Origin of the sequence: Flavobacterium lacus (genome assembly GCF_003268815.1) — a bacterium.
Classification (GTDB): domain Bacteria; phylum Bacteroidota; class Bacteroidia; order Flavobacteriales; family Flavobacteriaceae; genus Flavobacterium; species Flavobacterium lacus.
This window is the reverse complement of record NZ_QLSV01000016.1, coordinates 69,405-86,025: the sequence shown is the minus strand read 5'-3', so window position 1 is coordinate 86,025 and position 16,621 is coordinate 69,405. Positions and strand designations below refer to the sequence as shown.

Annotated in this window: 13 protein-coding genes; 11 read left to right on the top strand and 2 right to left on the bottom strand. The window is 36.4% G+C overall.

Annotated elements, in window-relative coordinates; translation table 11 throughout:
* Positions 1–65 precede the first annotated feature (65 nt).
* The 11 genes from B0I10_RS14155 (at position 66) to B0I10_RS14105 (ending at position 10,504) form a co-directional block, all read left to right on the top strand.
* Positions 66–962: an EamA family transporter gene (locus B0I10_RS14155; RefSeq protein ID WP_112087166.1), complete on the top strand. Its 897-nt coding sequence runs from the start codon at positions 66–68 to the stop codon at positions 960–962.
* A 110-nt stretch (positions 963–1,072) separates the two neighbouring features.
* On the top strand, positions 1,073–1,405 hold the full coding sequence (locus B0I10_RS14150) for a DoxX family protein (RefSeq protein ID WP_394336197.1): 333 nt from the start codon (positions 1,073–1,075) through the stop codon (positions 1,403–1,405).
* 16 nt (positions 1,406–1,421) lie between these two features.
* Positions 1,422–2,129 carry an aquaporin Z gene (gene aqpZ / locus B0I10_RS14145; protein ID WP_112087164.1) on the top strand — a complete coding sequence of 236 codons (708 nt, stop codon included), beginning with the start codon at positions 1,422–1,424 and terminating at the stop codon, positions 2,127–2,129.
* 69 nt (positions 2,130–2,198) lie between these two features.
* The gene (locus B0I10_RS14140) at positions 2,199–2,801 is read left to right on the top strand and encodes an alpha-ketoglutarate-dependent dioxygenase AlkB family protein (protein WP_112087163.1); all 603 of its coding nucleotides are present in this window, start codon (positions 2,199–2,201) and stop codon (positions 2,799–2,801) included.
* Positions 2,802–2,834: 33 nt separating this feature from the next.
* Positions 2,835–3,659, top strand: a complete 825-nt coding sequence (locus tag B0I10_RS14135; protein WP_112087162.1) for a sterol desaturase family protein — start codon at positions 2,835–2,837, stop codon at positions 3,657–3,659.
* Between the two features lie 101 nt (positions 3,660–3,760).
* Positions 3,761–4,036, top strand: coding sequence for a TIGR03643 family protein (locus B0I10_RS14130; protein ID WP_112087161.1), 276 nt, complete (start codon positions 3,761–3,763; stop codon positions 4,034–4,036).
* Between the two features lie 74 nt (positions 4,037–4,110).
* Complete coding sequence (locus tag B0I10_RS14125) at positions 4,111–4,395, top strand: TIGR03643 family protein (RefSeq protein ID WP_112087160.1); 285 nt, start codon at positions 4,111–4,113, stop codon at positions 4,393–4,395.
* 71 nt (positions 4,396–4,466) lie between these two features.
* Positions 4,467–5,861, top strand: coding sequence for an alpha/beta hydrolase family protein (locus tag B0I10_RS14120; protein ID WP_112087159.1), 1,395 nt, complete (start codon positions 4,467–4,469; stop codon positions 5,859–5,861).
* A gap of 105 nt (positions 5,862–5,966) precedes the next feature.
* Positions 5,967–7,826: a M61 family metallopeptidase gene (locus tag B0I10_RS14115; RefSeq protein ID WP_112087158.1), complete on the top strand. Its 1,860-nt coding sequence runs from the start codon at positions 5,967–5,969 to the stop codon at positions 7,824–7,826.
* A 624-nt stretch (positions 7,827–8,450) separates the two neighbouring features.
* Positions 8,451–9,755, top strand: a complete 1,305-nt coding sequence (locus B0I10_RS14110; protein ID WP_112087157.1) for a DUF819 family protein — start codon at positions 8,451–8,453, stop codon at positions 9,753–9,755.
* 29 nt (positions 9,756–9,784) lie between these two features.
* Positions 9,785–10,504 (top strand): DUF4369 domain-containing protein, encoded by a 720-nt coding sequence (locus tag B0I10_RS14105; protein ID WP_112087156.1) that lies wholly within the window; start codon positions 9,785–9,787, stop codon positions 10,502–10,504.
* Between the two features lie 46 nt (positions 10,505–10,550).
* Here the strand turns inward: B0I10_RS14105 and B0I10_RS14100 are convergent, their stop codons facing one another.
* Together B0I10_RS14100 and B0I10_RS14095 are read right to left on the bottom strand one after the other, a co-directional pair.
* Positions 10,551–13,583 carry a T9SS type B sorting domain-containing protein gene (locus tag B0I10_RS14100; protein ID WP_112087155.1) on the bottom strand — a complete coding sequence of 1,011 codons (3,033 nt, stop codon included), beginning with the start codon at positions 13,581–13,583 and terminating at the stop codon, positions 10,551–10,553.
* A 108-nt stretch (positions 13,584–13,691) separates the two neighbouring features.
* Positions 13,692–16,412 carry a gliding motility-associated C-terminal domain-containing protein gene (locus tag B0I10_RS14095; protein WP_112087154.1) on the bottom strand — a complete coding sequence of 907 codons (2,721 nt, stop codon included), beginning with the start codon at positions 16,410–16,412 and terminating at the stop codon, positions 13,692–13,694.
* Positions 16,413–16,621 lie beyond the last annotated feature (209 nt).

Here is a 16,621-nt window from a genome sequence, read left to right as displayed (position 1 = left end):
TTAAAACTTTCAACCCGCAGCTCACAACTTTTACCTATCTTTGCCGGCTTTTTAAAAATTAAATTATGTTTGGAAATCGTGTTTTAAAAGGGGTGTTTTTAGTTGGATTAGGAGCAACAAGTTATGGCATGCTGGCCACTTTTGTTAAACTTGCCTACCAAGAAAATTTCACTACTGCTGAAGTCACTACAGCTCAGTTTGTATTGGGAATTATTGGTGTTTTGATTATCAATTCTTTTCAGCGGTTAAAGAACAACAATACCGCTGTAAAAGCATCTAAAACAAACATTTTTCAATTGATGCTCGCCGGCACTTCGTTGGGAATGACAAGTGTTTTCTATTACTTATGTGTTCGTTATATCGATGTATCAATCGCCATCGTTTTGTTAATGCAAACGGTTTGGATGGGCGTTTTGCTGGAAATGATTTTAGACAAAAAACTTCCTTCTCTGCAAAAAATTGTTGCTGTTGCTATTGTTTTAGTGGGAACTATTTTGGCGACCAACTTATTAAAAAATGAAATTGAATTAGATTGGAGAGGATTATTTTGGGGAATGTTAGCCGCAGCGTCATTCACCACAACCATGTTTACAGCCAATCGAGTGGCTTTAGGTATTTCTTCTGCTCAACGAAGCTTATACATGCTTTTAGGTGGAGCTGTCATCGTTTTTATTTTTGCTCTACTCACTCAAAATACCCCGTTTAATTTTGAAATTTTCTTGAAATGGGGAATTATTTTAGCCCTTTTTGGAACCATTATCCCGCCCATGCTATTAAATGCAGGATTTCCTTACACCGGAATCGGACTTGGTAGTATTGTTTCTTCCTTAGAATTACCCGTTTCTGTTTTAATGGCTTATTTTCTTTTGAGTGAAAAAATTAACGCTTTGCAATGGTTTGGTATTGTATTGATTATTTTTGCCATAATCATTATGAATGTTGGCTCAAGAACTAAAACATAATTTTTATTTTTAGTAGAATTTTTTCTACTTATGCAATATATTAACATTTTTTCTATAAATTCGTGTAATCTTAGTGATTATTTATGAATTTACCTTGGCATCTGTATTGTATGGCAGCTATTTATTTTATAGCTGGTTTCAATCATTTTCGCAATCCCAGACTTTATTTAAAAATTATACCTCCTTACTTTTCGAATCCTAAATTATTAAATGGGATAGCTGGCGTTGCCGAAATTGTTTTAGGAATACTTCTTTGTGTACCTCAAACAACTTCCTATGCCGCTTGGGGCATAATTGCACTGCTCGTGGCTGTTTTTCCTGCTAATTTCTATATGTATCAGAACAAAAAAGCAGCTTTAGGATTACCAAAATGGGTGCGATTGATTCGTCTTCCATTGCAACTAGTTTTGATCTATTGGGCTTTTCTTTACACTAAATATTAACCTAACTAAATACATCATGAAAAAATTATTTGCAGAGTTTTTTGGAACCTATTGGTTGGTTTTCGGTGGTTGCGGAAGTGCACTTTTTGCCGCCGGAGTACCCAATGTAGGCATAGGCTATGCCGGAGTTGCTCTTGCCTTTGGACTAACCGTTTTAACAATGGCCTATGCTGTTGGGCATATTTCAGGCGGACATTTTAATCCCGCTGTTTCCTTCGGTCTTTGGGCTGGTGGGCGTTTTGAAGCCAAAGAGTTGACGCCGTACATCTTTTCTCAATGTATTGGTGGTCTCGCCGCCGCAGGAACACTCTATTTTATCATGAACGGTCAAGACTCTTTTCTTGGTATTGACAATACCAAAGCCGGGGCTTTTGCTTCTAACGGTTATGGAGCCTTTTCACCCTCAGGCTATTCGATGGCGACTGCATTTGTAACAGAATTTGTTTTAACATTGTTCTTCGTTTTAGTTATTTTGGGAGCTACTGATAAATTTGCTAATGGGAAATTTGCCGGAATTGCCATTGGGTTGGCGTTGACCTTAATCCATCTAATTAGTATTCCGATTACAAATACATCTGTAAACCCAGCCCGATCTACATCACAAGCCATTTTTACCGGCGGTGAACCTTTACTGCAACTTTGGTTATTTTGGCTCGCACCTATTTTAGGAGCAATCGTTGCCGGAATCATTTATAAAAATATTTTACAAGACCACGAAAACTAACAAATTTTAATCTTACGTTTTCTCGAAAGCGATGGTGATTTTCCATCGCTTTTTTTTTATTTTTACGACATGAATTTACTCTTTCCCAAAGAAAAAATAATATTCGATGTACCTGATGCTGAAATCGAGTATTACCCCGACTTTTTTAGTTTTGAAAAAGCCAAAGAACTATTTGAAAAATTAAAAAATGAAATTCCGTGGCAGCAAGACAACATCACCATTTTTGGGCAAACGCATCCTCAACCGCGTCTTACCGCTTTGTTTGGTAACGATGGGAAAACGTATTCCTATTCCAATATTGTCATGCATCCGCATAAGTGGAACCCTTTGTTGATGTTCATTAAAAATGAAATTGAAGAAATTTGTGCTGAAAATTTTACCACCGTTTTATTAAATTTGTATCGTGATGGAAAAGACAGCAATGGTTGGCATGCTGATAATGAAAAAGAGTTAGGTAGAAATCCTATTATTGCCTCCGTTAGTTTTGGTGCCGACCGAAGTTTTCATCTGAAGCACAATTCAATAAAAGAAGCCAAATTAAAAATCAACCTTGAACACGGCAGTTTATTGCTCATGAAAGGAAGTACACAGCATTTCTGGAAACATCAAATTCCGAAAACAGCCAAGCCAATTGGAGAACGCATTAATTTGACTTTCAGAATTATTAAATAATATTACTTTTTTTATTACTTTAGTTAAAAAAAAATGCAGACGCTAATCGACTATTTTGAAACCATTTCATCCTTGCATCGCGGTTTAATTCTCGTTGGTGGAATCACTGTTTTTTGGCTAATTGAAAATGCGTTCCCTCTTTTCAAATTCCAATACAACAAAATCAATCATGCCGGAATAAATATTTTCTTCACGATAACCACCATCATCATAAATTTTGTAATGGCTTTTATTTTATTGTTAGCCGCCGATTTTGCTATTCAACAAAATTTCGGAATTTTACAATGGTTGCCCGAGATGAATATTTGGGTGTATACGTTGGTTGGATTGTTATTATTGGATTTTATCGGAGCTTATTTAGTGCATTTAATTGAACACAAAGTCAAGTTTTTATGGCGATTTCATCTGATTCATCATACCGACACTTGGATTGATACCACTTCTGCCAATCGGCATCATCCGGGTGAAAGTGTCATTCGATTTGTCTTTACTGTTCTTGGCGTTTTAATTGTTGGTAGTCCGATGTGGATGGTTTTTCTCTATCAATCGCTTTCGGTTGTTTTTTCGCAATTCAATCACGCCAACATTCCTCTTCCAAAAAAATTGGACAAAGTGTTGAGCTATTTTATCATTTCTCCGGATATGCACAAAGTGCATCATCATTATAAATTGCCTTATACCGATAGCAATTATGGTAATATTTTTTCTGTGTGGGATCGGATTTTTGGCACTTATTCGTACCTCGAAAGAGGTCAAATAATCTATGGAGTCGATACGCATATGAAACCGGAAGAAAACAATGATTTAAGTAAGTTACTTAAAATTCCGTTTCAAAAATCCAGATCTCCTGAACTTTAACTAAAAAAAATGGTGTTGATTGAAAAAGTAATTTATTTTTTTAGTAATATTGATTAATAAAAATAAAATTAGAAAATAACATTAATTGTGCTTTTGAACTAATGAAAAAAAGTAAAAGAGTGGAACTGACTTACGAAGAACTCGAACGCGTAGTCAGTATGGCTCAAGAGGAAAAGAAACCTTTTGAAGTTTTAAAAGTTGAGTTTGGAATTTCTGAAAACGAAGTGACCGAAATCATGCGTAAAAAATTATCAAAAGACAATTTTGAGCTGTGGAAAAAAAAGGTAACGGCTAGCAAACCCAAGCCAAAACCTGTTATTGATGATTTTGATGACGATTTAGAAGGCAAATATTATATCAAAAATAAGTTTGATTAATAAAAGTTTAACTCTTGTTCAGCAAGCGTTTTTTTATTTATACCGTTCCTTTGTTATTATAATTAAAAAGATGTATGCCTACCACCAAAGTTTTTAATGACATTCAAATCGATCGAATTATCGAAATGGCTTGGGAAGACCGAACGCCATTTGAAGCCATTACGTTTCAATTTGGGATTTCTGAACAAGAAACCATCGAATTGATGCGAAAAGAAATGAAATCGTCCAGTTTCAAAATGTGGCGTGAACGTGTGCAAGGCAGGAGTACTAAGCATGCTAAACTTCGTGGAAGCGGAATTGACCGATTCAAATGCACGTTACAGAGGCAAATTACACACAATAAAATTTCGAAAAGATAATTGCATAAAATAAAGCATTTCAGTAATCATTTTTATAAATTTATAATCTGAACCATTATATAAGTATCGAAATGAAAAAAATACTGTTTATTATTGCGTTATTATTTACTTCAATGCTTTTTTCTCAGGACATAACGGGGAAATGGTATGGAAAATTAAGTATTATGGGGTCGGAATTATTATTTGAATTAAATTTCGATAAAAAGGAAACCCTCTACACCGGCACAATGGATATTCCGCAACAAAATGCTATCGGAATTCCACTTTCCTCCGTAACGTTTGAAGATAAAACACTCGTTTTTAAATTTGATCAAGCCAAATTTTCCTATTCCGGAAAGTTTAATGATACTTTAGAATTTGATGGAATTTTTTCTCAAAATGGACAAAATTTTCCACTGAAATTAACTCGAACAAAAACAGCTGTAAAAAAAATAAATCGTCCACAAGAACCCAAAGCACCATTTCCTTATGAAATTGACGATGTAGTATTTGAAAATGTAAAGGCTAACGTCTCACTAGCAGGAACATTCACTTATCCAAAAAAAGAAAATTATCCGACTGTTGTTTTAATTTCCGGAAGCGGACAACAAGACCGAAATTCTGAAATTTTTGGTCACAAACCCTTTTGGGTAATTGCTGATTATTTAACTAGAAATGGTATCGGGGTTTTACGAATCGATGATCGTGGTGTTGGCCAATCCGGTGGTGATCCTACTACCTCTACTTCCTATGATTTTGCAACAGATATTGAAGCAGCTGTAACCTATCTTAAAAACAGAAAAGGTGTAAACGCTAAAAAAATAGGACTAATTGGTCATAGTGAAGGTGGAATAATTGCCCCTATTGTTGCTTCAAAAGATAAATCGATTAGTTTTATTGTTTTATTGGCAGGACCCGGAATACCGGGTGATGAATTACTTTTAGAGCAAACTTACTTGATTGGAAAATCATCGGGAATGGATGAGACTGCCTTAGAGGACATTAAAAAATTTAATAAATCTGTTTATACTATAGTCAAGAGCAACAAAACAGCTATCGAAGCTCAAAAAGAATTAGAAACTGTTTTCAACACGATGTATTCGGACAACTCAGAATTTAACAATCTTAATGAAAATGATAGAAAAGAAGCCTTGAATCAACAAATTGAACCGTTGCTTTCACCGTGGTTCCGCTACTTCATCAGCTATGAACCCGCAGTGTTTTTGCAAAAAGTAAAATGTCCGGTTTTAGTTTTAAATGGCGAAAAAGACCTTCAAGTTCCACCCAAAACAAATATGACAGGCATTAAAAATAGTTTAGAGAAAGGTGGGAACAAAAAAGTAACAGTAAAAGAATATCCAAATTTGAACCATCTTTTTCAAGAAAGCGAAACCGGCTCAGTGGATGAATATGGAACCATCGAACAAACTTTTTCACCGATTGTTTTGACAGATATTAAAGACTGGATTTTACTTCAAGCCAAGTAATTTCTTTATACCATTATTATCAAAACGCTTTTTAATAAGGCGTTTTTTGTTTTTATTTGTAACATATTTAGCATTTACGCTACTAACGAATTAAATTTAACTTTCATGAGAAAATCACTCTTATCCCTTGTGCTCTCTAGTATATTTTTACTACTACACATTAGTACAAGTTTTGCACAAAACAAAAATAATGAAATTCATGTTGAACTTGATTTAGTAAAAATCAACAATGACAGGGTTGCAGTAAAAATTACACCACCAAAAATTAAAACAGACGAAACTACTTTTTTTCTTCCAAAAATTGTTCCCGGAACCTATTCTGAGGATGATTATGGACGATATGCTGAAAACTTTAAAGCTTATGATGCCAAAGGAAAAGAACTTTCTGTTGCCAAAATGGATGAAAATTCGTGGGTTATCAAAAACGCTAAAAAATTAGCTTCCGTTACTTATTTGATGAATGACACTTTTGATTCTGAGTCCGGAACCGAATTTGGTCAAGGCGATATCTTTTCTCCGGCAGGAACAAATATAGCAGAAGGTGAAAATTTTGTAATCAACACGCATGCATTTATAGGTTATTTTAAAGATTTAAATGAGCTTCCGTATCAATTAACCATCACTAAACCAACGCACTTGCACGGTGCAACTGCCATGGTAGATTTGGATAAAAGTGATGCTATTGATGTATTTAAAGCAACTAGGTATGCTGAACTAGCCGATAATCCAATCATGTATACCAAAGAAAAAAGTGCTTCTTTTATGGTGGATGATATGGAAATCATCATCAGTGTTCATTCGCCAAACGGTATGTACACCGCAGAAGATTTTAAGCCCGCAATGGAAACCATGATGAAGGCACAAAAGAAATTTTTAGGTCCAATTGACAATACCAAAAAATACGCTATTCTACTTTATCTCTCCGATTATGAAAAAGAAGATGCCAAAGGTTTTGGAGCATTGGAACACAACACATCTACAGTTGTTGTCTTCCCTGAAGCGATGCCGGCAGATCAATTAAACCAGAGTATGGTAGATGTGGTTTCGCATGAGTTTTTTCATATTGTAACACCCTTAAGTGTTCATTCCAAAGAAATTCATTTTTTCGATTTCAACACACCTAAAATGTCACAACATTTATGGATGTATGAGGGAATTACCGAATATTTTGCCAACCTTTTTCAAGTCAATCAAGGCTTGATTGATGAAACAGAATTTTACCAAAGAATGGCAGGGAAAATCACCAATTCTCAACGTTTTGATGATACGATGCCCTTCACCAAAATGAGTGCCGAAGTATTGAAAAAAGAATACAAAGATGCTTATTTAAATGTGTATGAAAAAGGGGCTTTAATTGCAATGTGTTTAGATATCAAATTACGAGAATTAAGCAATGGCGAACGCGGAATCTTAGATTTAATGCAAAAACTTTCCAAAGAATACGGCAACGAAAAACCATTTGAAGACAGTGAATTGTTTAACAAAATAGTTTCCGTTACTTTCCCAGAAATCAGAACGTTTTTAGACACGTATGTAGGCGGAACAACACCGTTGAACTACGAGGAGTTTTTTGCTAAAGTTGGCGTTAGCAAAACCAAAGTACAAATTCCCGGAAATATTTTCTTAAAAGGACAAGTTCCGTATATTACAGTAAACCCTACTACCAAAGAAATTATCATTCTTCCCGGAATTGAATTAAATGACTTCATGAAAGCAATCGGATTGCAAGGTGGCGACATCATTGTTTCCATTAATGACACTAAATACAATCTCGACAACATCTACGATATGATTATCGGCAGCATGTCATGGCAAGAAAATGACCCGGTGACATTTGTCATAAAAAGAGAAGACAAAGAACTGACTTTAAAAGGAACCGTAAAAGTTCCGATGGACGAAATTGACGGCTTTCAAGCTACTGACGAAACGAAGAAAGCACTTCGCGAAGCGTGGTTGCGAGGCTAAAAACCATAAAAATAAGTTATAGGAATCCCTGAATCGAACGTTTCAGGGATTTTTTTTTTAGAGAAAAGAACACTGATTGGAAAAATTTGAGAAATTGGAAAAATAATAAATTTTGTAAATTTTAATGATTGCTTTGTTCTACTTATTTAAAGCTTTTGTTTGAACACTGATTGGAAAAATTTGAGAAATTGGAAAAATAATAAATTTTGTAAATTTTAATGATTGCTTTGTTCTACTTATTTAAAGCTTTTGTTTGAACACTGATTGGAAAAATTTGAGAAATTGGAAAAATAATAAATTTTGTAAATTTTAATGATTGCTTTGTTCTACTTATTTATAGCTTTTGTTTGAACACTGATTGGAAAAATTTGAGAAATTGGAAAAATAATAAATTTTGTAAATTTTAATGATTGCTTTGTTCTACTTATTTAAAGCTTTTGTTTGAACACTGATTGGAAAAATTTGAGAAATTGGAAAAATAATAAATTTTGTAAATTTTAATGATTTCTTAAATCTGTGTTCTACTTATTTAATTCGTGAATTCGTGGCTCATTATTACAACTAACTCAAAAAAACACTTCAGAATTTTCAAAAAATACCTATTTTGCACCCAAATTACAACGAATGAAAAACGCACCCTACATTACAGACGACACCATCGTTTTTGGATTATTAATGCTTTTGTTAGCATTTGTCTTTTACACCTCTACTATTAAAGAAGGTTTTTGGAAAAAATTCTATGTCATTTTCCCTTCGTTGCTAATGTGTTATTTACTTCCTTCTATTTTTAGTTCGCTGAATATTATCTCGCCCGAGTGGAGCGAAGTTGCTGAAAATGGCGAAATAATTACAAAAAAATCATCTATTTATTTTGTTGCCAGTCGTTATTTATTGCCCGCTGCGTTGGTTTTGATGACCTTAAGCATTGATTTAAAAGCCATGTTTAAATTAGGTCCAAAAGCCTTAATCATGTTTTTTACCGGAACAATTGGTGTTATTTTGGGCGGACCTATTGCCGTCTTAATCGTTTCCATCTTTTCACCGGAAACCGTTGGCGGTGCCGGTTTTGATGCCATTTGGCGTGGACTTTCCACATTAGCCGGAAGCTGGATTGGCGGTGGTGCAAACCAAGCTGCTATGCTTGAAGTATTTAAATACAATCAAGAAAAATATGGAGCTATGGTGTTAGTTGACATTGTTGTTGCCAATATTTGGATGGCGGTGCTACTTTTTGGAATTGGCAGAAAAGAAAAAATTGACAACTGGTTAAAAGCTGACAATAGCTCAATTGAGGAATTAAAAAATAAAGTTTCTACTTATGCTGCGAGTGTAACAAAGATTCCAAGTCTAACTGATTTGATGATTATTTTGGGAATTGCTTTCACAGCAGTTGGCCTTTCGCATTGGGGGAGTAATTCAATTTCTGATGTTTTAAAAGCCAATTTTGAAGCCGTTAACGACCCAACTAGTTTTGTATCTACGTTTGGTGACCGTTTCTTTTGGATGGTTACCTTCGCCACTGCACTCGGTATCATCTTTTCATTTACAAAATTAAAAGAATACGAAGGAGCGGGAGCCAGCAAAATTGGCAGTGTCTTCATCTACATTCTAGTCGCTTCCATCGGAATGAAAATGGATTTAGGTTCTGTTCTCAGTAATCCCGGACTTTTGGTTGTGGGATTGATTTGGATGGCTATCCACGTACTGTTACTTATCATTGTAGCAAAAATAATCAAAGCTCCGTTTTTCTTCCTCGCTGTGGGAAGCAAAGCCAATATCGGTGGAGCAGCATCGGCACCTATTATCGCCTCGGCATTTCATCCGTCATTAGCCAGTGTTGGCGTTTTATTAGCTGTATTTGGCTATGTAGTTGGCACTTATGGTGCTTTACTTTGTGCCTATCTTATGGAGATTGCTGCACCAATTTAATATATTAACCAAATTAGAATCAAAAAAAAATGAAAAAAACCGTATTGCTTTTTGTAGCATTCAGTCTGTTTATCGCTTGTAAAAAAGAAGAAACCAAAAGCGATGCCAATCTTCACATTTCCGGAAATATAAAAGGAATCAAACAAGGAAAATTATATATTCAAATGCTCAAAGATTCGACGTTGGTGGTGGTTGATTCTATTATTTTTGATGGAAAATCTGAATTTGAAAGTCATTTAAAAATCGATTCCCCCGAAATGTTGTATTTGTTTTTAGACCGTGGTCAGTCGAATTCATTAGATAATAATTTAGTAGTTTTTGCTGAGCCGGGTCATCTTTCTATCGAAACCACATTGGAAACCTTTTATGCAAATGCGCAAGTGAAAGGTTCAAAAAATCATGACTTATTTGAAGATTTTCTTACAATTAATTCGCGTTTTAATATAGATCAATTGGTATTGTTAGAGAGAGAAATTAAAGCCAAACAAGAGAACAACCAAGCTAGTCTCGACAGTATTCAATTAGCGAACGAAAAACTTGTCAAACGCAAGTACTTATACACCATCAACTTTGCACTCAACCAAAAAGAGTATGAAGTGGGTCCATACATTGCTTTGTCGGAAGTACATGATGCCCAATTAAAATATTTAGATACCATTCAAAAATCGATGTCGCCTAAAGTAGCGAATTCTAAATACGGAAAAATGCTTACAAAATTTATCGAAGAACGAAGAAAAGAAGAGCAATAGTCGACGATTTTTATAATCAAAAAGTAAACTTTTTTCATTCCATAGGTTATCGCTTCAAACTAAAATGCGACTGAAACGTCTTTGGTGTCCCGTTTTCGGGATAGTTAATCATAAACCAATAATCGCTGGAAAAAACCGGTTGCCCATTATAGGTTCCGTCCCAACCTGATCCTAGTGGGCTGATTTGCTTGAGTAACTTTCCGTAACGGTCAAAAATATAGATAAGAGATGAGCCATCCACACCGGTAATATTCCAAGTATCGTTGTAACCATCACCATTAGGCGTAAAAAACTTAGGATAATTAATAATCGTTACAGTTCCAGTCAAATTAGTGCATAAACTATCATCTACCACCGTGATGGTATGAAAACCGGGTGCCACATTAGTAAATACATTTGACGTTTGAAAACCAAAATCATCCAATTGATAATAAAAGGGGCCTTCTCCACCCACTACCGTAACAGTAATCGTTGGGTTTTCACTAAACGCTTCGGATTGTTCGATTACTAAACTTTCACCAAGTACCGATTCGGTAACTACTGCTGTTACTACCGGAGAAACACAACCGGAAATAAGGTTGGTCGCTACCACAGCATATTCTCCAATTTGGAAAGCATCGTATGTACTTCCGTTTGCATTTGAAATTAAATCTTCTTCATAATACCATTCAAAACTATAATCAGAAGTTGATAATCCAGTATCTAACACATACGGTTGAGCAGAAGTATTTCCCGTGAGTAAACAAATGGCACCATCTGTTAACGTTGGTTCCGGAATTGCATTTACCACGACAATTATTGTCATTGGGTTTCCGGTACAGTTGTTATAAACAGGAGTTACAGTATAAGTAGCTGTACTATTGGCATTAGTAGCCAACAATAATTGACTAATTTGATCTCCACTTCCGGCTGTAGCTCCGGTAGTTCCGTTTTGAGCAACTGTCCATGTAAACACCGTACCAACCAAATCAGCTGCAAGTGAAATAGCGGTAGTTTCTCCAGAACAATAGGCTATACCACCAGTAAAAGTAGCTGTCGGTATCGGATTAATCGCAATGGTAACTGCGTCTGAAATAGATTGAAAACAAAATGGGCTTTGTAGCAATTCTGCCTTTACCAATCGAAATGTCGTAGCGGTTGTAATCGCCTGAGTGGTTAGGGTAGCTGTTCCACTTCCATTCAAATCTATGGTTTGATTAACACCATTGTTTTCTGTATACGTCAATTGTGAATTGGGTGTTCCCGTAAATGTCAGCACTACTGTATCACCATCACATACAGCTGTTTGATTAGCTGAAATGGTAGCGATAGGCAAAGGCACAACCGTGAATGTGATCAATTGACTTAACGTTTGCGAACAACCACTTCCACCGGCTGTACTCACTTCAGTAATCCTTACCACCGTAGTGGTTGTGACATTCGAAATCGCGACAGTTTTTTCACCTATGGCATTTAAAACAGTGAACTGACTTGGTCCATTGTCAATCGTATAAAAAACAGTTGCATTTGGGGTGCCCACAAATTGTATCGAACCGTTATCACCTAAACAAAGCGATGTATCACCTGAAATGGAAGCCGTGGGTGGTGGATTTACTAAAATAGTTACTGATCCTGCTATCGTTTGATTGCAACTTGCAGAAATAGGAGAAGTGATACTCACCAAACTATAGGTAGAATTTGCACTTAAAACCGGTGATGTAAGCGTAGCGAAGCCCGTTGCATCTAACGTAATAAATTGGTCTGCTCCTCCATCAATTGTATATGTTATTTCTGCGTTTGGAGTTCCGTTAAAATTAATCACTGTACTATTTCCGGCACATATGGATGTTATTCCTGAAATTGTTGCCGTAGGTAAAGGAACAATTGATAATGTAACCGGAGTTCTGGTCGTGCTCAGGCAATTCGAATTTAAATCGTAGGTTTCCGTATAAAAGGTTCCGGCAGCCGCAGGTGTAAACGAGGTAGTATTCGATTGCAGTAAGTTTCCACCTGTTAGAGCGTCGTACCAATTCACTCCCGAAGTCGTATTGGCGGAAACAGAAAGTGGTGGAAAAGGATCATTTTGACAGATTTCCACATTTCCATTACTGATTGGGGCAGCGGGTGAATTTAGAAATGAAACTGTAAAAATATCCGAAATCGTTGAACAAAAACTATTGTTTAAATTTGCTACATCTTGTGCTGCTTTGGTTCTAAAATAAGTTGTGGAACTTATGTTTGTAGCCGTGTAGCCAGCAGCATTCGCTCCCGGAATATCTGTCCAAGTTATGCCATCGCTACTCGATTGCCATTGATAAAAGTGTGGTAAAACACCCGTTGTAGCGGCTTGAAAAGTTAGAGAAAACGGAGCTTGGTTGGAACAAGCTTGATATAGTTGTCCGGAAAGAGGCGGACTGGATATGGTTGTTAACTCACCACAAGCTCTAAATTCAATATCGTCGATTGCCAAATCATTTCCGCAACCGCCTACGCCATTATTTTTCATTTTTAAAACCACAGAGGTTTCGGCTCCTGTGGTAAATACGAGCGCAAATTGTTGCCAAATCGGTGAAAATGTACCCATTATATTTCCGGTATCTCCTGAACCTAACAAAACTGTTTCCGTATCATTCCATATTTCAAACCGGACATTGATAGGGATTTCACTTGCACCGCAAAAACCAGAACCGGGATTATACACATTCATCACCCAAGCAGAAAACTCAAAAGTAGTATTTACACACAATCCGGTAACAATACGTTTATAAAAATCACCAGTTGTACTAGCATTAGCGTTCACAATTAATGCCTTTCCATTTACTCCATTGGTGGCATCTGGAGTGTGGTCTAGCGAATAGTGCCAAGTGCTGTAGAGATTAGTTCTGTAGAATAACGTATAACTTCCATCATTAGGGCTACCTGTAACAAAATTATAATTAGTAGTTCCGGTAGGTAAAGCAGGTCCGTAATTGGTTCCGTTTCCGAAATTTTCAGTAAAAATAGGTTCACCTTTACTTCCTGTACAAAAACCCAATTGTGCGGAACTGCTTGAAGAAAATAATAGGAAGAAAAAAGCAGCAATTATTTTTATTTGATTCATTTTATTTAGGGAAACTTTTGGCTTGACAATTTCTATTCAAAGATGTCTTCACAAGAAAATCCGGCTTTATTGGTTGCAATTCTATTTTTAAAATTTTTATGACTAAATCTAGTACGCTTTATTAATGTAAATCCAGCCTGTTTTCGTTTCAATATTTTCAAAATTGATCACATAATAGTAGGTTCCATCAGGCAATTCGTTTCCTTTATTACATTGACCAAACCATTCATTTCTATAATTTGCTTTGTTGTAAACAGAAACTCCATATCGATTAAAAATCTGCAAATCAGTTACCTCATAAGAAGAAAGGTCAAAACTGTCATTTAATCCGTCATTATTTGGTGATATTCCTTTTTGGATGCTACAAATCGTACTAATTACATTCAGACTTTGTTCACTACTACATCCGTTTTGTGTGACCACCAAACGATATTCTCCTCCAGAAGAAATTGCGACAGTGTTATTCGTTCCAATCTGAATGTCTGAGGAATTATACCACGCATACGTTGTAGTTGCACCGGTTGATTCAACCACAGCACTAAGTGTATAAATCGAACCTACACAGCCTTGTGAAATTGTAAATTGCGGTGGAGAAATCACGGCAATCGTAAGTTCTGTTGTTACTGCACACGCTCCAATGGCAGGTGTAAAGGTATAGGTTGTTGAGGCAGACATGTTCAAGGGCGGCGACCAAGTACCGTTTATTCCATTGATTGAAACCGTGGGTAATTCATTGATCGTAGAGCCAAAACAAACCGACTCTTCCACTTCAAAAACAGGAATCACCGGTGCTGTCACTTGTATCGTAAGTGTTGTTATAGTGGCACATTGCCCTGTATTGGGTGTAAATGTATAGGTTGTGCTTAACGTATTGTTTAAGGCAGGCAACCAAGAGCCAATAACACCATTTTGAGAAGTGGTAGGTAAAGGATTTAACGAATCTCCTGCACAAATTGGGCCAACCATTTCGAAAACAGGGGTTGTTAATTCTACAACTTGAATAGACAAAGTAGTTGTTGAAATACAGCCGCTCGATTCACTTGGAGTAAATGTATAAATAGTAGTTGCCGAATTATTCAAAGCAGGCGACCAGCTTCCTTCAATTCCGTTTAAAGATGTAGTTGGTAGAGCTGATAAAGTACCTCCCGTACAAATTGGGTTAACCGGATTAAATGTGGGAACAACCAGCGGGTTAACCGTTATTGTTACACTTTTTTCGTACAAACAAGTAACCGTTTCTGCCAGTGAAATATCGTCCAAGGCAAAGTCATTTCCATTATTGGCAAATACTAAATTAAAAATACAAATCTCTGCCGTTGTTGATGAACCTGAGTTCCATGAAAACGAATGCAAAGTCCATTGGCAAGTTGTTGTAGGAGCATTTAACGCTGCACCTAATGAAACACCATTAATTTCAACCACCATGGAAGCCGGATTTTCAGGTGCGACAGATGCTATGTAGTAGGAAAAGGTATAATTTGTATTTGGTTCCACATTGATTACTTCTTCGTTACACCAGACACGAGTAGTTCCGGTTGGATCAGTTGAACCATCAAAAACAATCATATTACCACTTCCGGTAGTATGATCACCACACGATGCAAAAGGTGTAAACCATGCATTAGGGTTTTGAACGATCTCATAGGAAGACTGCACACCAAATGGATTGGGATTAGCCACTTGCGTGTAATCAGTGGTAAAACCAACATTTCCAAGCGTAAAATCCCCATTAAAAACAAGATTAGTTGGCGATACCTCAGTACCCGAAACAGCGGTGTAGGTTGTTGTCACTAATGGACTAACATTCTGTGTAGCAGCGTTTGGATTAATCAGTGAACTATCCGGCGGATTCGCTGTCCACGTGTAAGAATTGACACCTCCACTCACCGTTAATTCTGTTGACTCTCCTTCGCAAATTGTAGTTGGTTCACTAATTTGCAGATCATTTGGTGCAACTAAAATAATATTATCTACCCTAAACTCTTCGCCACTTGAATCAATAACTGATACAGTATACGTTCCTTGCGGTAGGTTTGAAAAAATTCCAGAAGAATTGGACTGCGAAACAGTTCCTGTTAAATTAAAACTTCCGTAAGGTAAAGCACCTCCCACAACCGATACAGTAATAGAGGCATCGGTACTGGTTGGACAAGTTGGGTTTATGGTTGTAACTGAACCCTCTAGCGGCAATGCCCCTTGCTCGACAACAAAATCATCAACTGCAAAATCATTTCCCAAGGCACCACCATTCAGTGTTCTAAGTCGTATTAAAATAGCGGGAGCTGTTGCCACAAATGAATAAACTACTTGCTGCCATCCTTCCTCCGGAAGTGGAGCTAACTGATTCAAATTAGAAGGACTAATGTTATTTGCTCCTACAAAAAAAACACCTATATTAGGCCGTGTATTACCGACTGTAACCTCATTGGATACCGTTTTAATCCAATAGCTAAAGGTGTACGTTGATCCCACCGTAAAACCTCCAATTGCACCACCTGTATTTCCGGCGGTCCAGAAAAAAACACCGCTATTATTTGCCCCGTCATACACTAACATATTTCCGGTTCCGGTCGTGTGATCACCTCCGGGAATAAAATTAGTGTTCATGAGTGTTGGATTTGTAGTTATGGCATATTGACCGGGGCTACTCGCTCCTGTAAGCGGGTTTATCAAGGAGTAATTATTAACAAGAAAACCTATACCACTTCCGCCGGATTCAAAATTGCCGTTACTCAATAGATTCTGAGCAGTCAGTTTTGTTGAAAAAAATAATATCAACAAGGTAGCCATAAAATAACTTTTGAAGTAAGACAGTGCGTAGGGTATCATATTTTGCTTTTTTTGGAATTACTAAAAATAACTTAAAAAAAATAAAAAAATAATTATCTTACGCTACAAAAACTATACAATTCTTAATTTCACGACAAAAGCCCTAAGTACTTGGCAATGGCATAAAACTAAAAACAAAGGCAACGTAAGATGAGCATATTTTACTCATGTGATGTGGTAATGTATAGCTGAATTATAATTTTTAACAA